Consider the following 20,157-nt stretch of genomic DNA (forward strand, 5'->3'; position numbering starts at 1 on the left):
CCTTCTATCCATTATAAAATAAGTTCATATGAAAATAAATAAATATATGATGCTACACATTAATACAGGTATCATTATCAAATTTCATGATCTATTTTATATATTCTGAAAAGGAGGTAGGGAAATGAGTCGTGAAGTAACTTGCCCAGATTGTGGTGGTAGTGGAAAAGTGAGCTGCAGTGATTGTGGGGGTGAAGGAGGGGAGCACAAAACTTATGGAGGAGAGACAAAATGGTATTCCTGCAGTTATTGTGAGGGAACTGGGCGTAAAACTTGTTCAAGATGCAATGGATGGGGTAAAATAACTGTATTTGATTAAAAATTTTAGCTATAAAATAAAAAGAACAATTTACTGATGTAAAGTGACCGTAACTCAGTGATCTGCGGTGGGATATTGAAATTTCCGGGTTAAATTTTTTGAAAGGAGTTTTAACATCAATATCCCGAGTAAAAGAACAAATTCTGCTGATTTCACCAGAACAACATAAGAAGGGGCTAAAAGGTCAAATAGAACTTAATGAAAGGCAAATCATGATCATGGAATATATTAGTACCCGAGGAAAAATAACAAGTGCTGAAATTCAAAACACGTTTAGTATATCGCGTCAAGCAGCTCATAAAGAGATAAAAAAGCTTTTAGATATGGATTTAATAGAAAAAAAGGGTGAGAGCAAGGCAACACATTACATTTTTAAGTAGTTGACGCAATGGTTGACGCAATGGTTGACGCAAATAATTTTTTTTGGGCATGGATCCGATTAGGTTCATGATTAGGTTCATGATTAGGTTCCTGTAATAATGAAAATGTGGGACTAAGAAAATGAAAATAGTATTGTATTATTATATATTTCTCAAATGAAATATTACAGAAAGTAAGTAAAACTTAACAACTTGGGTTCAGGTTAGAATTAATGACTCTCTCGTAAATATCGGACTATCTAATAAGGAGATCTCTTCATGACATCTCAAAAGCAAAATAATTTCTTCGAAATTCCAGATTTGAGGAATCAGGTAGGAGTTTTTCGTGACCGTGAGCATGCAGGAGAAGTTCTTGGAGACATGCTCAAAGAGTACAAGAATACAGATGCAGTTGTTTTTGCAATCCCTGCAGGGGGAATTCCAGTAGGGGCTGTAATTGCTACTAAACTTCAACTACCATTTGAAGTAGCCGTGGTGAGTAAGATCACGCTTCCCTGGAACACTGAAGCAGGTTATGGGGCAGTGGCCTTTGATGGCACAATTCGTTTAAATGAAGGTATAATATCAAGACTTGGGCTTAAAGATGACGTGGTTCAAGAGGGAATAGAAAAGACTCTAACTAAAGTTAAAAAACGTGTATCAAAGTTTCAAAGAGGAAGATCTTCCCCCCAAGTAGCTGGACGTCATGTAATATTAGTGGATGATGGAATTGCATCGGGTTTCACGATGCTTGTGGCTGTAGAAGCTCTAAAGAAAGCTGATGCAGATCAAATTATCATTGCAGTTCCAACTGCTCATTGGGATGCCATTAGAAAAGTGATCTCGGATGTGGATAGTTTATATTGTGCAAATCTTCGAAGTGGATGGTCCTTTGCAGTGGCAGATGCTTATATTAAATGGTCAGATGTAAGTGAAGAAGAAGTGATGGGAATCTTAAAGCGTTTTTAAGATATCAAATTCATTAAAAATTACTCCAATTAATATGTTATAATTATGCCTTGTCTAGTTCGATCTCAACATCTATTTTTGATTCAAGATCATCGATGTTAACCCCTAGTGTGGTAAAAACATCCCAGACTTCATATAATGCGATTTGAATTAATTCTACTTCTAACTTTTTATTATCTTCAGATATTATGCGCTTGAGTAAACTTCCATCGTCATATTCTGCAAATATTTTTATGTTCCCTTCCAATTCCTTATCATCTAAAAACACCAGTACATTAACCCATTCAATTTTAGGATGAGACAGAGCAACTCTTTTAATATTTGAAACTATTTTTTCTTCTATTTCTTCAATATTATCATCAATTATGGGTCTATCGAAGTTTTCTAGAATGCGGTTAACATCATCTTCTTGAATGTCGGTTATACTGTATTTTGCCAGTATTGCAGATCTATCAACTGTTTTTAATTCTTCAGTTTCCCCTTTAAGCTCCGTTATCTCCAAATTTTCACTTTCAAGCACATCACTATCAAGTTTATCATCTATTTCCCCTAAATGATCAAAACTTTCAGCATCCTGATTAGACTTTATGAGAAAACGTTCCCAAATATCATTATTCTCTTTTACTTCCCTATTTAAAGCCTTTTTATAAAGATCTTCCTTTTTAATGTTTTTTGTAGTTATGTCTTGCTTGTTTGGTTTGAGTTCTTGTTTGATTTGTTCTTTTTCTTGTTGTATGATAGTTTGTCTTTCTTTGTACTTTTTCCTGATTTGTTTGATTTGTTCTTTTTCTTGTAGTTCGGCTTGTTGTATGAGTGCTTGTATTTCTTGGTTGGTGGTGTGGTTGGTGGTGTTGAGTTGGCCGTTTTTTTGTCTTTGTTTGTATTTTTGTTTGATTTGTTCTTTTTCTTGTTGTTCTTGTTGTTCGGCTTGTTGTATGAGTGCTTGTTTTTCTTGGTCGAGGGTGGTGGAATCCTTTTGGTATTGGAGCCGGGTTTTTCTTTCTTTGTATTTTTCCCTGATTCGTTCTATTTCTTTTCTTTCCTCTTCCGCAGCCTCTCGACGCAGAACCTCTACCTGTACAGTACTCATCTTTTAGTTTCCCTCTTTAAATTACCATTTGAGTTTTCACGGGATTTGAATAGATTTAGACCTTATAATCCACCTTATCAGTTGACATAAATTGATCATTGAAAATACATTTTATTAATATGATTAAGGACATTCTATAAATCTTTGGATTCGCGTTTCGACCCTTATTTTCATGTTTTATCAATAATAGTGACTCATGACAAAATTGTGCCCTGATAACGTTCTTAAACATTAAAAAAATAAGATCAGGAGAGTTAAATGGGTCTCTAATTAGTTCTTTTCGAATATTATTTTCAATTCCAATTGTTGAAAGGAGCTTAATCTTATAAATCATAAAACCAACTAAATAATAGAAAATCACTTATTGAGGGGTTGATATTTTGCGCATAGGGGTAATAATTGGTATTATCATTGGTATAATAATCTTGATTATGGTAGCGGCCTGGGCAGTGGGTTATTCTGGAAGTTCTGCATCTGAAACAATTAAACCAGAGGGTGCAGCTATGGGTAAAGCATTGATTGTATATGACCCGGGCTTATCAGGGGGAACCAAAACTGCAGCGGGGTACATGGCTGAGGATTTAAAAGCAGAAGGTTACGAGGTCAAACTTGCTGGAGTTAGATCAAACGAGGCCTCAGATCCATCAGGATACAACATCTTAATTGTAGGAAGCCCAACCTATGGGGCTAAACCTACCGGCCCAATAACAACCTATCTAGAAAACTTAAAATCTCCAGGAAACATTACAGCAGGAGTTTACGCCTTAGCTGGAAGGGATGTGCAGGATTCTAATCTTGTCATGGCAGAAATGCTTCAAAATAAGTCTATACCTGTTAAAGTTTCTGTTAAGTATGGGAACTCTGTATTCGGGGCATCTGCAGATCGGAGCCAATATTCCGATTTCATATCACAACTTCTTGCGTAAGATATGCCTCAATAAAATGAATAGATTTAAGGGGAATAAATTTAAGGGAAGGTTTATGGTCAGGGTAAATCTAAATCATCGTTTTCATCAAATCCCCATAACGGGTTAAAAGCCACTTCAAAAAGATGACCATCAGGGTCCTTAAAATATCCGGAATAACCACCCCAGAATACTTTCTGAGGAGGTTTCACTATTTCTGCCCCTAAATTTTTAACTTCTTCAATTACCTCATCCACTTCACTTTCTGATTGGGCATTATAAGAAAAGGTACTACCTGAAAAACCAGTTGGACTGTCTTCTACCGTTACATCTTCTGCAAGACGTTTCCTTGGATACAAAGCCAGAACCATACCGCCTAATTTAAATAAAATCAGATCACCAGTACTTGATGGAGATTTTTCCCAGTTCAATCCTTTTTCATAAAATTCCAGGGATTTTCCAAGGTCACTTACCCCTAAAGTGATGAGATTTAGTTTTTGCCTCATGATTTTTGATCCTTACTTGTGTAAAATTGTTTTAATCTTTATTGAAAACCCATCTTTCTAATCTTTTAATGACTCTGCTTCAGCTTTAAGATATTTCAAACCGGACTCTAAAGATTCTTCCAGCATTTTCTGCAACTTTCCGTGGATAACACGGCTTAAAAGACCTTCCCATGATTCTTCTTCTTTGACAATGGTTTTACCATTTACAAACTCAAATTTAAAGACATCGATGGCGTTAACACCCATGGTCTTCCCGGTCCAGGCTAAAAGATGGGGAGGTTCCACATTCTGCAGTACTGATGTTATTTTTCCAGGTCCTGCTTTCCACTGGAAATGTGTTCCTGGTTTTAAATCACCATGAAGAACAACATCTTTCACATCTGGATTCCAATTTGGCCAGGATTCAATATCCGCCATGATATTCCACACAGTATCCAAATCTGCTTCAATTTCAATTTCTACCTTAGCCAGTACTGGAGCATCCTCATTGACCTTAACCATTTTTCTCACCCAGTTAATATATTTGAATTTGGGAATATTAAAAAACTATTGTTACAAAAATAAAAAATTAATTCACATGGTTATTAAGGGGATTATGAACAGTCTAAAAACGAAGTTTATCTAATAATTCTATGTGAAGTTGGTCTTTTAAGATTACTAAGTCTATTGAGATTACTAAGTCTATTGAGATTACTAAGTCTATTGAGATTACCTAAATCTATTGAGATTACTAAAATATTCCCAATTTATTTTATTCATAAGAATATCCCAATTAATTAAAATTCAATCTTTCTTAATCACAGTATTGGCAACTTTAGTTTCCCTTCCACCGTTATACCTGAAATCACACCTTTCACAGCCTTCAGCAAGTGTCTGTGTTCGGTGAAGGCCTAAATTACCACATTCACTCATGGGGATGTCCATAGCACACAGATAAGGGGTGAATTCGTCTGCATCATATTCATGGTAGAATTTTTGTATGCCACATTCGGTAAAATCCATGCCTAAATCAAATTCATCATTTCCCTCTATGAACTCGTAAACCCAGTCTCCTGGAAATCTTTTTTTAAGAGAAACTTCGGCAGCATATTTCATATAGGGAAAAAACTCGGGATTGTTCATAGGAGGGACTGCTTCTGGATGATCTTTAAATGCTTGTTCTTCTGCATTATAAGCCATCTCCCCAATTTCTTTTAAAGGTTTTCCATGCCTTTTTAAAACTAAATAAAATGCGAGGCTCTCTGCAGCACCAACAAGATCACGGGTTAAAGAATTCTCATCTCCACCAATATAAGGCAATTCTCCATAGATAGATTCATATTCTTCTTTAATCTCACTCATAACTTCTTCCTTGAAGTTTTTACCATATTTTTCTTCGATTAAGACACCAACACGTTCACAGAACTCATTAAATTGGGCCAAAATCTCTGATTTTTTGGAGTTGTAGTAATTTTTTTCGTCAACCATCAAAAATGTCTCCATTAATATTAATTTAAAAACCCTGTTAGGTTAAAAACCCTGTTGGGAAGGAGTTTAAGTTTTTTTTAGTTCTGGTTACTGTCTTTTACTGAAAAGATAAGTTCCAATAACCACCATAACCACGTCAAAGGCGCATATAATCAATATATCATACTCGAGTGGCAGTAGAGTTTGCCAGCCACTTATCATGACTCCCCGCAAAGCATCCACCCCATAGGTGAGGGGGTTGATATAGAAAGTCCACCTTATCCAGGCTGGTAAGTTGGTAACTGGGAATAGTGCTCCGCTTAAGAAGAACATGGGCATGTTAACAAAGGTTACAATTGTCCCAAAGCTTTCCAGACTGGTCATGAGACTGGCGATGACCAGACCAATGCAGGTTAAACCTATTGTAATTATTATCATCAGGGGTACTGCCATGCTAACTGCATACAGACTCAGGGGCACTCCAATAAGATATCCGAGTATGATAACGATAATTCCCTGTATAATGGCTGCGGTGCCGACTCCAAACATTTTACCGGCAAAGATGGATACCCGGCTAATGGGTGCTACCAGTATCTCCTTCATAAAACCAAACTGCCTATCCCATATCACGGATATGCCCAGAAATATTGCTGTAAAAAGAAGTGTTTGTGCAATAATCCCGGGTAGGAGGAATTGAGTGTAGTTAAGACCAGTGGCTGCTGAGATGGAAAGTCCTAAACCTCCACCAAAGATTACAAGCCATAAAATCGGTGTTATCACTGAGCTGATCAATCGGGAGCGATCCCGGATGAAACGTATAAGTTCACGCCGCCATAAAGCAGAAATCCCTCTCAGTTCGCTTATTTTATCCGCCTCCTCATTGCAGCGCCCATGCCGCTGAGTGCTTTGGTGCCACCACCATCACGGATTTCACGACCAGTGAAATGCATGAAAACATCGTTTAAATCTGGTTCTCTGATGGTTATGTTATCAATGTGTATACCCAATGACACTGCCAGCTCAACTATACGGGCCAGGGCGGTGTGGGCATTTTCAACACACAAGTTAAGTTCATTATTAGTTTTAAGAATGGTATCAGCAAGTTTGACTTCAGTTAGTTTACGGGATAAGAGATCGTTATCACTGGACTCGATGATGATGGTCTCCCCTTCCAGTTCACTTTTAAGGTTTTGGGGAGTGTCCAGGGCGATGATCCTGCTTCGGTCAATAATGGCGATGCGGTCGCAGAGTTTATCTGCTTCCTCCATGTAATGGGTGGTGAGGATAATGGTTATGTTCTCTCGTTTCTTTAAATCCTTTATATAATTCCAGATGTGGTCACGGCTTTGGGGATCCAGGCCGATGGTGGGTTCATCCAGGAATAATACTTTAGGATAGTGGATCAAACTTCTTGCTATCTCTAATCTGCGTCTCATACCACCAGAATAGGTGTTAACGAAATTGGAGGCACGATCCTCTAATTCCACCAGTTGCAATACTTCTTCTATCCGGGAGTGCATCAAGTCTCGGGGCACGTCATATAAATCTGCGTGCAATTCCATGTTCTCCATGCCGGTGAGTTTATCATCTATACTGGGATCCTGGAAGACTATGCCTATGGAACGCCGTACATTCGAGGCCTCACTATTAATATCATAACCTTCAACCTTGGCTGTGCCCTGTGAGGGTTTCAAAATAGTGCATAACATGGAGATGAATGTGCTTTTACCGGCACCGTTAGGGCCTAATAACCCAAATATTTCCCCCTGATCCACCTGTAAACTCACCTTATCCACGGCTGTTAGGCTGCCGAATCTTTTTGTGAGGTCTAGGGTTTCTATGGCCTTCATTCGCATCTCCTGGAAGGAAATAATTTAAAATTTGCAGTTTTAAACTTTTTTATTTTTTGATAAATTAGATTTATTAGATTTATAAAAATTTTTAAAGATTATTGGATTGTTAATCATTTCCTAATTTATAGAGAATATCTTTAATATTCTCAACTGACTCGTAGAATTTCTCCAGATCTTCCTCGGATAGAACCGATAGGCTCTTTTTAATCTCATTATTGGAATACTTTCGCCAGTCCCTTAAAATATCCTTTCCTTTATTGGTGATGGAGATATTAATCACTCTTCGATCGTTTTGATCAGGTAACCGTTCTGTTAATCCATTTTCAACAAGTTTATCGATTAAAGAGGTCATGTTTGATTTGGATATGTGAACTTTTCTCCCAATTTCAGACATGGGTAGGTCCCCATGTTTATCGAGTATTTTCAGCACGTGATAATATGAGTGTGGTATTTTCCCTTGATGCAACCTTCTTTTATGTTTGAAGATTTTTTTCCTAAAAAGTGGGAAAAAAAGGTACAGATCGTCCACTATTTTGTCTAGTCTTTCATCTTCCATTTTGTCACCAGTTAGTTATTCTATATAACAATTATATAAAAAAACATTTCGGAACATAACTGTTTTAGGAAAATAATTATTTTTTAAAGAATATTCAATTTTTTTTAAAAGATTATTCAAATTACTTCTTTTGGAAAGGGATAATTAGGATAAAATCAATATTTTTGGTATCTTTGCGTTGTTACCTATCAAAATAAGTTTGAAAATTAAAAAAAGATATTTATAAGCTAATAAAATCTAGGTTACTAGCTTACTAAAAATTAATCTTTGGATTTTAGCATGTCGCGCAGTGCTTTGAGTATTTCGAGTTCCTTTTCGGATGCATAGGTCTTCATATCTAATTTCTTAGCTACAAGCTCCTTCCTGTCCTTAAGTATTTCGTTTTTCTTTTCTACCAAGGATATTTTCATATCCAGTTTCATAGCTGCCAGTTTCTTTTTGTCTTCAGGAGAAAGATGTTCCATTATTTCTTTCATAAGCACTGACTTTTTTATCCAATTTTTTCTCATTTCATCGTGCATATACCTGCCTTTCATTTCGCCGTGCATATGCCCGCCTTTCATTTCACCATGCATTGTATCACCAGTTGTTTTTTTGGGTGGAAATTATGTTAATTTATTCTCCCACCTATAGTTATATTATAGAACTATTATGTATATAAACATTTCGTAACATGACAGTTCATAATTTTATTGTTATAAAATAAAACTAATATTCGTGGGTCATTCTGATTTAATGGTGATAAAATCCTGCTTAAGGAAAGATACATGTATTAAATATGTTGAATATAAATAGACTCATAGGAGGGGTTGAATGGGAAATGAAACGGTTAAAAAAGATGGAAAAGGATTTAGCAAGTTAAGATGGTCGTTAATACTGGTTTTCTTAATAGCAAACATTCTCGTAGTTTTTTCTTACAGCAATACCAATCTACTTGCACTGGATACCTTTTTAGTAACTGCTCTTCTATTTATCCTTGCAGTGGTCCATGGAACCGAGCGCTATGGAAAAAAGAATATTCTAATCTTTTTCCTCATCACCTGGGCAGTTAGCTTCTCTTTTGAAAACCTGAGCATAGCCACAGGCTTCCCATTTGGGTTTTATCATTACTCTCCTTCTTTAGGACTGTTAACTGTCCCATTAATAATTATATTCGCCTATTTTGCAATAGGATACCTATCATGGGTGCTATCACACATATTAACCGGCCAATACAGCAAAAAACTTGAGGGAAAACAGATCTTCATAGTACCATTCATAGCTGCATTCATCATGGTAATGTGGGATTTAAGTGTTGACCCCATATCATCCACCTTACAGGGCTTCTGGGTGTGGACTTATCCTGGGGCTTACTTTGGGGTTCCCATTTCCAACTTCTTTGGTTGGTTCCTGGTGGTTTACCTGTTCTTCCAGATATTCGCCTTGTATCTTTACAAATACGACTCTGTTAATGTGAAAATAGTTTCTAAACTTTCTAATAAACCTTACTGGATTGAAGCAACTGTTGTTTATGGTATAACTGGTCTGGGCACCATACTATCCATTTTTTACCAGTACAATGACATTACAGTTTCCATGGCTCTTATCACGGTTTTCACCATGATATTTGTGACCATACTGGCCCTGATTAACATTTTGAATAATCCAGAACTAAAGTAAAATAACTGACATAGAAATCTACATCTAGACTCATGATTTAAGGGAGGATAATAGTTATCATGAATCCATCTGAAATTGCAATGGCAAGACTTCTAAATCAACAGCTCATCCATACCAAGTTCAAGAAGCCAGATGAACTAATCTCTCAGATGGGGGCTATTCAGGGCCAGGATTACCCTGGTGCTAAATGGGCGGTGGGCCTCCGCCTGCCAGGGACTCGTGATGCCGATGTGGAGAAGGCAATCACCGAAAAAAGCATCTTCAGAACCTGGCTCATGCGAGGTACCCTGCATTTAGTCGCTGCAAAGGATATTCACTGGATGCTGAAGCTCCTAGCACCCCGTATCATTACAAGTAATGCACGCAGGTACTGGGAGCTTGAATTAGATGAAAAAACTCTAAAACACAGTAATAATGTGTTAAAAAAGGCTCTTGAAGGTGGTAGGGAACTTAATCGGAAGGAATTACTGGCTGTTCTCCAGAAGAGGCGGATCTCCACAGAAGGGCAGCGAGCTGCTTACATGTTACAGAGGGCTTCTCTTGATGGGATTATCTGCCAGTGTGGAGTGGAACATAATAATCCCATCTACATGTCAATGGATTCCATCCCAAAAAGTAGCCTGAAACGTGAAGCAGCACTGGCAGAGCTGGCTAGGCGTTACTTTAAAAGCCGTGGCCCGGCTACAATTGGAGATTTCATCTGGTGGTCCGGACTACTGGCAACTGATGCCCGGACCGGTTCAGAAGCAGTTAAGTCCGAATTCATCCAGGAAAGAGTTGGTGGCGAGATATACTGGTATTCTGGATCAAAACCTAATATACCTGATATGCCTGTAGCCCATCTTTTGCCCACCTATGATGAGTACTTATTTGCCTACCGGGATCGAAGTGCTTCCCTGAATCTTAAAAAAACTATAATGGGTTTGAAAAATCGTTACAGGCCCACCATTGCCATCAATGGTCAGATTATTGGCACCTGGAAGCGCACATTCAAAAAGAGTCAAGTGTTGATGGAGTACCATCCCTTCATAACACTCAACAGGAATGAAAAGCATGCTTTAAGTGAAGCAGAACTTTTTTACAGTGAATTCCTAGACTTGCCTGTTGTAAAATAGGGTTAAATATTTGTCAGGGGAATTAAAAAGTAAACCATAATCATATTTTAGATTTATATGGTGGTGGTCATGGTCTGGGATTCATTTTCCCGATTTAATGGAGGATGCCCTTCTAGCCATGGTTTTAAGAGATACAAGCCGGATTTGAGTTTAGTCTTCCAGGATTTTTTGCATTCTACCATGCAGGGCACGGGCTGTAACAAACTCTCTCATAATTGTCTCCTAAAAGGTGATAATATGGTGAAAAGGGCAAAGAGTTGTAAATTAATACATCTCCATGTTCAGTTGATAAATAAAAAAATAAATTAATTTATAATAATACAGCCCAAAAGGAGATGATTTTAAAATAGTCTCTTACCATGTTGACGTCGGGTTTGCCGGCCTGATCTTGAGGTTGATCTACATTTTGGGTGGTTTAAAATTGGGCGCGACAGATAGGGGTCAACATGGCATGAGAAGCAAATGCTGCTTTCTTTTAATTCACCTCCTTTACTTGGCTGGCTATAACTAACTCTCCCATTGGATAAATGATTTTTCCAAATTGACACCCAGATCACACCAGAATTTCACCGGAAATCACCCTAAACTCCAGTTAAAGGTGAAAAAATAATTTTATTTATAATTACCCACACACTCATAAAATTGTGATTAAGGTTTATAAAAGATGTAAATAATAAATAAAGCTATTTATCAGTCGATTTCTAAATTTATATTTCCATTCAACTGGGTTAATTAAAAATAAATAAAAATAAAAGGGTGATTTTAAGTCACCCGTACTCCTGTTTTGGCGTTGATATAGATTGGATCCAGATAGGTCTTGTTGGGTGAATAGGTTGCCACTGGCACTTTCCACACCTGAATATTCTTATAAGTGGTCAGTGTGGGTGTTTCAAGTGTCACTCCCATCCCAACATACTTACCTGCCAGTTCTTTTGCCTTTGCTGCAGTTATATTAGTAGTGGTGTTATTAGTCTGGTTTATGTGCTGATTAGCGGTATTAACACTGCTACTGGTGTTGTTAGTGAGGGTGATATTCACCGACGGTGATGGTTTCAAAAAGAACCATGCTCCTGCTGCTACTAAAATTACGATCACAATCAATATTATAGCTATTAACCTTTTGTTCAAACTTTCACCTCCTTTGATACCATTATCTTCACAAACGGTTATTATTTAAAACTTTTTTATTGAAAATCATCACCAAAAGTCCCATAAGTACCTTACCATTCCTGATATTACTAGGGAAAACGGTGGGCATTGTTTTGGAAGGACCTAAACTCAGGGGAAATCGTACTCAGAAACTTCCACTGCCTTATCATGTACTCTATCTCTCCTTTTAAATTACTTTCATAAGTATTCAACACATTACTTGGATTTACATCACTTCCAGATGCAAATTCAGTTTTAATGGCCTCAGCTGCAGCGGAACCACTGGCCAGGGCACTGGATATTCCCTCACCCATGGGGTTTAAAAGATAGGCAGCATCCCCTGCAAAAAGAACCCGACCCTTTCCCAGATCCACCCTAAACTCAGGTGTGATGTGGGGCATTAAACCCACCTCCTCCTTTTCAAATGAATCTATCTGTGCATTATGTTGTGATTTAAGATATGAAACGAATTTAGAATGGTAATGTTTCATGAGGGAGGCATCTTTAACCCCCACGCCCATAATCAGGTACTCATCCTTCACATTGAACCAGGCATCGTACTGTGAAAATTGCGGATCTAAAAAGGCATGGAAAAAACCATAATCAAGATCAATACTACCTTTACAGAAGGTTTGATAAGTGATTATGTGATCCGAGGGTGATTTTAGAATATCCCTTCTTATCCTGCTGGATGCCCCATCACAGGATATTACTATCCTGGCCTTCTCATGAAAGATTTCAGGTTTTCCATTTTTTAAATCATTGCCACCCTTAACTGCAGGCATCCTGGCGAAGGTCACCCTGATATGATCTTTTTCCTCTTCACAAACTGTAGCTGAAGTGAGAGTTTGAAGGGTGCAACCAGCATATTCTGCTTTAAGGCTCATCCACTGGTCGAATAAGTTCCTCCAGATATTGTAACCTTCACTTTCAAACCGGTACTCCTTCCCATGGGCACTGTTAATTACAATTCCCTGATTAATGGGGGGATGGGAGAAAACACTCTCTGGTATTTTCCCAAATTCCTTTTCAACCATCTGGATTGACTTTGGTATTAGAATGCCCGAGCATGACTTCTCCCGGGGTAAACTCATTTTTTCGGTTAATAAAACTTTATAACCTGATTCTCCCAATTTTTTAGCAGCAATACAACCAGCAGGTCCTGCTCCAATAACGATAACGTCGTACAAATTTAATTTCTCCTTAAAGGATGTAATGGGTTATTCTAAGTCGGTTTGGTGATATTATATGTGATGATGTTTTTGAAATTCAAGTGTTTAAATTATTTTGAAATATAAATCATCTTAAGTAATATTTTAAGTAAGATTTTTAAAATTGATTACTGATTCAACTTATTAAAATTGATCTGATTTAAATATAAATTATGGAATTACTAGAATAATTTCAAGGGAAATCCCAACTAACACGATTTTATCCACAGGACCACAAAGATATATATCTGTATCTACAATTTAATATTGTTGAATCTAATTTTACCTATTCCAGCTAAATAACTTGAATAGTAACTCCTGTTATCTAAATTGCATCTTTAATTGGAGTTAAATTAATTTAAATGAGTTAATAGGTTTTTAAAATCTTAAAACCTCTTAGTCGAATGTTTTTAGAGTATTAAAACGGAGAAAAAGATGAATACTAATACGGAAAGTTCCAAAGACGTGGATCAGCGTATCTCCATGGTCACTGGAGAACCTAAAAAAGCCATCAGGGTACTGGCAGTGCCAATGATCATTTCTATGCTTCTGATCATGGCCTACAACCTGGCAGACAGTATATGGGTTGCTGGTCTAGGGCCAAATGCCCTTGCTGCGTTAGGTTTCATTAACCCCCTCTTCATGATAGTTATTGGGTTGGGTAATGGTCTGGGGGCGGGGGCTACATCATTAATCGCCAGATGCATAGGCGCTAACAACAAAAAAGGTGCAGATAATGCAGCAATGCATTCTATACTCATCACAATAGCAGTATCGGCCGTGGCAACAGTTATACTATTACTATTCTTACCCAACATCCTCCTGGTGATGGGTGCTGGTGTTACACTGAGCCTGGCCATAGAGTACGGTCAGATAGTGTTTGGAGGACTGATCTTCCTGATCTTCTCCAGTGTAGCCTCGGGTATACTCCGAGCAGAGGGGGATGTGAATCGTCCCATGTACGCCATGGCAGCAACATCCATCCTGAACATAATCCTGGACCCCATATTCATATATTACTTCGGATGGGGAGTTAGTGGAGCTGCCTGGGCCACCGTACTTTCCAGTACCATTGCCTGCATATTCATGATCTACTGGCTACTTATAAAAAGAGACACTTATGTTTCTTTCGCGAAAAAAGACTTCAAAGCAAGCTGGAATGTGGTGAAAAACATTTTACTGGTGGCTTTACCTGCCAGTGTTGAGACACTGGTCATGTCTGTCCTTGGAATAGTTTTAAACATTATCCTGGTGATAACTGGGGGAGCAGAGGCAGTGGCAGTCTACACCGCCGGCTGGAGGGTGGTGATGATGGCTATGATACCACCAATTGGAATTGGAACCGCAGCCATTACCGTGGCCGGGGCAGCATACGGAGCTCGGAAATATGAAAACCTTTCCATAGCATTGAGCTACTCAGCCAAGTTAGGAGTGGGAATCGCAGTAGTGACAGGCATACTATCCTATGTATTTGCCGGGAACATAGCCAGCATATTCACCTACTCCCCGGAAAGCGCATTCATGGCACCATCCATAGCAGCCTTCTTACAGGTGATGTTCCTGTTTTACCTCACTGTTCCGCTGGGAATCACTGCCAGCTCCATCTTCCAGGCCATGGGTAAGGGAGTAACCTCCCTCATCCTGACGGTAATCAGAGAAGTGTTGTTTGTCGCCTTTTTCGCTTACTTATTTGCCTTCACACTGGGTTTCGGATCCCCTGGTGTCTGGTGGGGAATAGTAGTAGGAGGAGGACTGGGATGTGCAGTAGCCTATATCTGGGCTACCATATACATAAGACGCCTTAGAAAGAATTATTAAATTCTTTTTTTTATTTTAAGCATCTCATTTTGAATTATAAAAAGACTAACTAATATACTAATATAAAATATTCCAAATAATCCTTTTCATCTGTTTTAGCGTGGTAGGCTAAGCCATTTTAATCTTAAAAAGGCCATAAAAGCTCTATTTGTAATAAACGCGTGGAGGATGTTATAAACAATTAAATTAGTATCCATAATGATTTATGTTATGTCGTAATATTAATGTTTAGAATATGTTTTTGTCCGTTAACATACCAAGACCTTCAATACAATTTCACCAAAACCTTTTTTAATATCTTTAAAGGTTTTAAACTATTTTTCATCATTAACGGATAGAAAAAGAGAATTATTCTATTAATTGTAAAAGGAGGTGAAAACATGGACAGACAGCATATAATCCCTATTATTTTGTTTATTTTTGGCTTTTTGATATCTATACAAGCTGTATCTGCAGCGGAGATAATTATTGGTCCCACCGATAGTATCCAGACTGCAATTGACACTGCTAATCCTCAAGATACAATCATTCTCAACACCGGAACCTACAACGAAAGCACTATCCACGTAAATAAAGAATTAACACTGAAAAGTGTCACAGACAACCCGGATGATGTAATCATCGATGCTCAACAGAATGGCAGAGTAATTGAAGTACTATCAGGAGCTAACAATGTAAAACTACAGGGTTTAACCATTACCAATGGTTACTTTGACGGAACATGGAACGGAGATGGGGCGGGTATTTCCAACAAAGGTGGAACACTAACCCAACCTACCCAGGTAAACAACTGTAAACTCACCAACAACAACGCCACTGGTGAGGGTGGAGCTATCTACAATGAGGGTGTTTTGACCATCACTAACTGTACACTCACCAACAACACAGCAGATGGCAATGGTGGTGGAATATCCAACCGAGGTAATTTGACCATTACAGGTAGTGTCATTCAGCAGAACACCGCTCCTTCTATGGGTGGGGGAATATATAACTTGGATGCCATGATCATTACCAGTAGTACCATCCAACAAAACAAGGCTAGTGGTGGTGGGGGAATACTCAATGATGGAGAGTTAACCATTACTGACAGTACCATCCAACAAAATCAAGGTGATAATGGTGGGGGAATTGACAACTTTGATACTCTAACCATTACTGGTAGCGTTATTGGGCAGAACACAGCCCCTTATGGTGGGGGAATAGCCAACTGGAATACTTTAACCATTACTGGTAGTACCATCCAGGAGAATAGCGCAGAATTTTCTGGAGGAGGACTACATAACCTTCAAGGCACGGCAACCATCACCGATACTACCTTCCAGCTGAACAACGCAGGTAGTGGTGGTGGAATATGCAACTGGGATACCTTAACCATTACCAGTAGCACCATCAAGCAAAACAACGCCACTAATGGTGGAGGAATCTTCAATGATCATCTGCAAGATGTTTATGGGGTGGTGGCTGCGAATTTTAACCGAATCGTTGCCAACACACCTAATGCCATACAGAGTGATAGTGGTACTGTGAATGCGGAGTATAACTGGTGGGGTTCTAACAACCCAAATTTCCCCGCTCTAATCACCGGAGATGTGGATTACATTTCATGGTTGGTCATGACTTACAGTGCCAATCCAACGGTAATCTCCCAGGGTGGACTATCTATCCTTACTGCGGATTTCAGATATGATTCTAATGGGATATTTCACGATCCTGCAGACGGACACTTGCCTGATGAAACACCGGTGACCTTCACTACTAATCTGGGTAATGTGGGTAGTAAATCAATAGTTACGGGAACCATCAATGGAATAGCAACTGCAATACTGCGTGGAAACGAAGCAGCAGGTGAAGCTTTGACCTCAGCCATCCTTGACTACCAAACTTTAACTGCTACCGTAACCATTACTCCAACCACTGCAGCCAGTTCAACTGAAAAAACCATCGGAATGCAAAGCACGGGAATACCACTCGCAGGAATAGGGCTAGCCATCCTATTAGTAACTGCCGGGTTAATACTACCCAAAAGAAAACAATAAAGGGAGTTAAAAACTCTCTTTTCTCCATTTTTTTATTTCTTTACATAAAATAGTTAAAATAAATCATTTCTTGGAAAGGAGGCCCCCGGTGATGATCTTCAATTCTAGTGAAATTCAATGCCTTTTAATGTTTTTAACTCGAATAAATCTTATTTATCTAATTAGACTATTTGGGGATTTCACTGGATCTCCGGTGAATTGGACTTGTTCTTTCTTGTTTTCAGGCACGTGATCTCCGTGAGAAACGGTCACTAATGGACAGGAAAGCATCAAAAAGAGGCACTAAGACTGCTTTACCAATCTTCACCCGGTACTGGAATCCTACTCCTCCCAATTCCTTGGAAACATCCTCTAAAAGTGTGGGAATTTCAAGTTTCTGGGGGCAGGCCCTCACACACTTTCCGCAGCCGTTACAGAGTCCTGCATGGGATTCATTGCCGCTGAAAACACCACCCAGGCGTGTTAAATATGTGAATGATGTTCCCTTAGTTTTGAACATGTACTTGTGGTTGTAGATCTCAAAACATGACGGAATATCAACTCCCACCGGGCAAGGCATGCAGTAACCACAGGAAGTGCAGTCAATTTTCATAAGATCCCGGTAAACCTGTTTAACTTCGTTGTAAAGTTTTAATTCATCTTCAGTGAGACTGCCTGGCAGGGTTTCTTCTGCCACCTGGATATTCTCTTTAACCTGGCTTAATTCACCCATCCCGGAAATCACACAGGTCACTTCCGGATGATCAAGTACCCATCTTAAAGCCCAATCTGCCGGGCTCCGCTGAACAGGTGCACTATCCCATATCTTCTGGGCTTCTTCTGGCACGTTCGCCAGGATACCTCCTTTTAATGGTTCCATAATAAACACGGCAATCCCCTGGGAATGTGCGTATTCTACTCCTTCGGTCCCGGCCTGGGTTTTCTCATCCAGATAGTTGTACTGGATTAAACAGGCATCCCATGGGTAGGCATCCGCAATACCTTTAAAAGCATCGCTGTTATCGTGGAAGGAGAATCCTATATTATGGATCTTACCCTCTTTTTTCATCTTTTCTAAAAATTCCAGGACACCCAGCTCTTTAAGTCTTTCGAAACTACCTTTCCCCAGGCTGTGGATTAAGTAATAGTCAATATGGTCAGTTTGAAGTTTGTCCAGCTGGGTTTCCAGGTACTTTTCCATGTCTTCATATTTTTTTATAGACCAGGATGGCATCTTGGTGCAGAGCATAACCCTTTCCCGGTACCCGTCCTTGAGTATTTCCCCTAAAAATGATTCACTGGCTCCACCATGGTATGGGAATGCGGTGTCAATGAAGTTCACACCATGGTCTATTGCATAATATATCTGTTTTTTGGCATTTTCTTTGTCAATCGTCCCGTTTTTGGTGGGCAGGCGCATGGCTCCGAAGCCCAGTGCCGAAATTTCATCACCATTTTTCTCATTTTTCCTGTACTGCATTTTATATACCTCGTATAGATTGACCTGTCAGTCGAATAGTTTCATATAAAAATATTTACTCACCGTGATATTCCATCCCAGAATAGTTCAAAGGAAAGATCTACATTCTCCTGGTTCATTTTTCCCGGGTTTTTCTCAAAGTGCATTATGGTATTGAGTACATTACCCCAGAAATAATCCATCAGAAGTTCGTCGTACATTTCCTTGATTTTGCCATCTTCAAATCCTTTTTTATAAACTTCAAGGAGTTCCACAAATTTTTCCTCAATTCTTCCCTTGGTAAAAGCTGTAATATAGGGAGAACAGTGGAAAGTCATTATAAAATTGAATTTATAATGGTCTTTAATCCCCAAACACACAAATTTCAACCATAATGATTTAACATTTTCCTTAAACGGTTTACTGTTATCATAATCTCTGTGTACTGCCTCCAGTATACTTTCCTTGGTGTAGATATAAAGACGATCTATGAGTTCTTCCTTGCTTTTGAAGTAGTGGAAAAGTGTCCCAGTGGCTACTCCTGCAGTTCTGGCAATTTCTGCAGTGGAAGTCCCGTGAAAACCCCTTTCCACAAACAGTTTAAGGGAGGTGTCCAGTATTTTCTGTTCTTTTTCGTTCAATTTCTTAACATCCTAAACTAATTATTAGACTGATTAGTCAGTTTAGTATTTATACTTTTCTTATCCCTCAATGTGTATTCCTCAAATTCACCTATTATCCAGAATTAGCAAACTATACCAATTTAATAAAATACATCTATATTTGGATGAAATAATATTGTTGGTTAACTCATAAATAACCAAAGCAGCTTTGGTCTTGATTTAAATATAAAATCCAATTTCTGGTTTGGAAGTTAAATCATAGGATTAAATTAAATTTAAACGGCATTAGTTAAATATAAAAGACTGTGGAGATGAAAATGCCCACCATTAATCTCATAACTTTCAATTCTCAAGGATGGTCCTGGGAGAATTTCTAATTACACAAGGTGATTTTCTTGCTTTTTAGAGATGATTTAATCCTGGAAATATCAGATAAAAACTTCAATAAAAATGAATTTGTTGAAAGGGCCATTAATGACTCTAAAATTAGGGATGAGCTAGTTCAATTGATGTTGACGCACCGTAAAATAATGGTTTACCACCATTCTTACAATGTGATTTCACAGGCTAGTCAGATGAGACCAGAACTGTTTTATCAGTACTGGGAGGATTTTGCAGTGCTTTTAGATCACCCCAACTCTTATCACCGCGATTTTGCCCTTATCATTCTGGCCAATTTAACCCCCGCAGATAAAGAAAACAAGTTCTTAAATTTATTCAATCGTTATTTCAGCCATATAAATGATGAAAAGTTCATGACCGCCCGGAAGTGCATTCAAAACACGGCAAAAATTCTGGAAAGTAAAGGTGAACTAACCGGAGATATAATTGATATCCTTCTGGATGTGGATAATCGGTGTGATTTCCCTCTAAAACAAAAAGCACTCTTAAAATCAGATGTTATAGAACTTTTCATTAATTTCTACAGGCAAATAAATGATAAGGAAGGGGTAAATGAATTTGTGAAATATGAATTGGGCAGTATCAGCCCCAAAACCCGGAAAATGGCCAAAAAATTCATGGAAAAATATGGTTAAAAGGATTAAGAAAATGGAACCCCCTGTGAAAGGTGGGGATTTGACATTAAAACTATTAATCGGAAAGT

Annotated in this window: 22 protein-coding genes; 9 read left to right on the plus strand and 13 right to left on the minus strand. The window is 38.4% G+C overall.

Features of this window, described 5'->3' with window-relative positions; all coding sequences use genetic code 11:
* Positions 1-124 precede the first annotated feature (124 nt).
* The 3 genes from HY987_RS10990 to HY987_RS11000 all read left to right on the plus strand — a co-directional run bounded on the left by HY987_RS10990 (position 125) and on the right by HY987_RS11000 (position 1,647).
* Positions 125-319, plus strand: a complete 195-nt coding sequence (locus HY987_RS10990; RefSeq protein ID WP_292758500.1) for a hypothetical protein — start codon at positions 125-127, stop codon at positions 317-319.
* 98 nt (positions 320-417) lie between these two features.
* Complete coding sequence (locus HY987_RS10995) at positions 418-699, plus strand: MarR family transcriptional regulator (RefSeq protein ID WP_292758502.1); 282 nt, start codon at positions 418-420, stop codon at positions 697-699.
* Between the two features lie 258 nt (positions 700-957).
* Positions 958-1,647 carry a phosphoribosyltransferase gene (locus HY987_RS11000; RefSeq protein ID WP_292758504.1) on the plus strand — a complete coding sequence of 230 codons (690 nt, stop codon included), beginning with the start codon at positions 958-960 and terminating at the stop codon, positions 1,645-1,647.
* Positions 1,648-1,690: 43 nt separating this feature from the next.
* On the opposite strand, the gene HY987_RS11005 is transcribed toward HY987_RS11000, so the two are convergent.
* Positions 1,691-2,737 carry a hypothetical protein gene (locus HY987_RS11005; protein WP_292758507.1) on the minus strand — a complete coding sequence of 349 codons (1,047 nt, stop codon included), beginning with the start codon at positions 2,735-2,737 and terminating at the stop codon, positions 1,691-1,693.
* 380 nt (positions 2,738-3,117) lie between these two features.
* Between HY987_RS11005 and HY987_RS11010 the strand changes: the two genes are divergently transcribed.
* Positions 3,118-3,663: a hypothetical protein gene (locus tag HY987_RS11010; RefSeq protein WP_292758510.1), complete on the plus strand. Its 546-nt coding sequence runs from the start codon at positions 3,118-3,120 to the stop codon at positions 3,661-3,663.
* Positions 3,664-3,722: 59 nt separating this feature from the next.
* Here the strand turns inward: HY987_RS11010 and HY987_RS11015 are convergent, their stop codons facing one another.
* The 7 genes from HY987_RS11015 to HY987_RS11045 all read right to left on the minus strand — a co-directional run bounded on the left by HY987_RS11015 (position 3,723) and on the right by HY987_RS11045 (position 8,578).
* Positions 3,723-4,148 (minus strand): VOC family protein, encoded by a 426-nt coding sequence (locus HY987_RS11015; RefSeq protein WP_292758512.1) that lies wholly within the window; start codon positions 4,146-4,148, stop codon positions 3,723-3,725.
* Positions 4,149-4,205: 57 nt separating this feature from the next.
* Complete coding sequence (locus tag HY987_RS11020) at positions 4,206-4,649, minus strand: SRPBCC family protein (protein WP_292758515.1); 444 nt, start codon at positions 4,647-4,649, stop codon at positions 4,206-4,208.
* A gap of 282 nt (positions 4,650-4,931) precedes the next feature.
* Complete coding sequence (locus HY987_RS11025; protein WP_292758744.1) at positions 4,932-5,615, minus strand: L-2-amino-thiazoline-4-carboxylic acid hydrolase; 684 nt, start codon at positions 5,613-5,615, stop codon at positions 4,932-4,934.
* Positions 5,616-5,702: 87 nt separating this feature from the next.
* On the minus strand, positions 5,703-6,458 hold the full coding sequence (locus HY987_RS11030; protein ID WP_292758747.1) for an ABC transporter permease: 756 nt from the start codon (positions 6,456-6,458) through the stop codon (positions 5,703-5,705).
* Positions 6,455-7,444, minus strand: a complete 990-nt coding sequence (locus HY987_RS11035; RefSeq protein WP_292758518.1) for an ATP-binding cassette domain-containing protein — start codon at positions 7,442-7,444, stop codon at positions 6,455-6,457. Before HY987_RS11035 ends, HY987_RS11030 begins: the two co-directional genes overlap by 4 nt.
* Before the next feature lie 109 nt (positions 7,445-7,553).
* Positions 7,554-8,003, minus strand: a complete 450-nt coding sequence (locus tag HY987_RS11040; protein ID WP_292758520.1) for a MarR family winged helix-turn-helix transcriptional regulator — start codon at positions 8,001-8,003, stop codon at positions 7,554-7,556.
* A gap of 260 nt (positions 8,004-8,263) precedes the next feature.
* Positions 8,264-8,578 (minus strand): hypothetical protein, encoded by a 315-nt coding sequence (locus HY987_RS11045; RefSeq protein ID WP_292758523.1) that lies wholly within the window; start codon positions 8,576-8,578, stop codon positions 8,264-8,266.
* 238 nt (positions 8,579-8,816) lie between these two features.
* Between HY987_RS11045 and HY987_RS11050 the strand changes: the two genes are divergently transcribed.
* Together HY987_RS11050 and HY987_RS11055 are read left to right on the plus strand one after the other, a co-directional pair.
* Positions 8,817-9,662 (plus strand): carotenoid biosynthesis protein, encoded by an 846-nt coding sequence (locus HY987_RS11050; protein WP_292758525.1) that lies wholly within the window; start codon positions 8,817-8,819, stop codon positions 9,660-9,662.
* Positions 9,663-9,721: 59 nt separating this feature from the next.
* Positions 9,722-10,777 carry a winged helix DNA-binding domain-containing protein gene (locus HY987_RS11055; RefSeq protein WP_292758528.1) on the plus strand — a complete coding sequence of 352 codons (1,056 nt, stop codon included), beginning with the start codon at positions 9,722-9,724 and terminating at the stop codon, positions 10,775-10,777.
* A 53-nt stretch (positions 10,778-10,830) separates the two neighbouring features.
* Here HY987_RS11055 and HY987_RS11060 read toward each other — a convergent pair whose 3' ends face one another.
* The 3 genes from HY987_RS11060 to HY987_RS11070 form a co-directional block, all read right to left on the minus strand.
* Entirely contained in the window at positions 10,831-10,980 is a 150-nt protein-coding gene (locus HY987_RS11060) for a hypothetical protein (protein WP_292758531.1), read from the minus strand.
* Positions 10,981-11,539: 559 nt separating this feature from the next.
* Positions 11,540-11,905 (minus strand): hypothetical protein, encoded by a 366-nt coding sequence (locus tag HY987_RS11065; protein WP_292758533.1) that lies wholly within the window; start codon positions 11,903-11,905, stop codon positions 11,540-11,542.
* 110 nt (positions 11,906-12,015) lie between these two features.
* Complete coding sequence (locus HY987_RS11070) at positions 12,016-13,116, minus strand: NAD(P)/FAD-dependent oxidoreductase (protein WP_292758536.1); 1,101 nt, start codon at positions 13,114-13,116, stop codon at positions 12,016-12,018.
* A gap of 456 nt (positions 13,117-13,572) precedes the next feature.
* Here HY987_RS11070 and HY987_RS11075 point away from each other — a divergent pair, with 456 nt between their 5' ends.
* Entirely contained in the window at positions 13,573-14,955 is a 1,383-nt protein-coding gene (locus HY987_RS11075; protein ID WP_292758539.1) for an MATE family efflux transporter, read from the plus strand.
* Positions 14,956-15,335: 380 nt separating this feature from the next.
* On the plus strand, positions 15,336-16,991 hold the full coding sequence (locus HY987_RS11080; protein ID WP_292758541.1) for a hypothetical protein: 1,656 nt from the start codon (positions 15,336-15,338) through the stop codon (positions 16,989-16,991).
* A gap of 220 nt (positions 16,992-17,211) precedes the next feature.
* On the opposite strand, the gene HY987_RS11085 is transcribed toward HY987_RS11080, so the two are convergent.
* Positions 17,212-18,450, minus strand: coding sequence for an aldo/keto reductase (locus HY987_RS11085; RefSeq protein ID WP_292758544.1), 1,239 nt, complete (start codon positions 18,448-18,450; stop codon positions 17,212-17,214).
* 59 nt (positions 18,451-18,509) lie between these two features.
* A complete protein-coding gene (locus HY987_RS11090; protein ID WP_292758547.1) occupies positions 18,510-19,070 on the minus strand; it encodes a TetR/AcrR family transcriptional regulator in 561 nt (186 codons plus the stop codon).
* A gap of 377 nt (positions 19,071-19,447) precedes the next feature.
* Here HY987_RS11090 and HY987_RS11095 point away from each other — a divergent pair, with 377 nt between their 5' ends.
* Complete coding sequence (locus tag HY987_RS11095) at positions 19,448-20,089, plus strand: hypothetical protein (protein WP_292758550.1); 642 nt, start codon at positions 19,448-19,450, stop codon at positions 20,087-20,089.
* The last annotated feature ends 68 nt before the right edge of the window (positions 20,090-20,157 follow it).

This window comes from Methanobacterium sp., from assembly GCF_016217785.1.
Lineage (GTDB): Archaea > Methanobacteriota > Methanobacteria > Methanobacteriales > Methanobacteriaceae > Methanobacterium.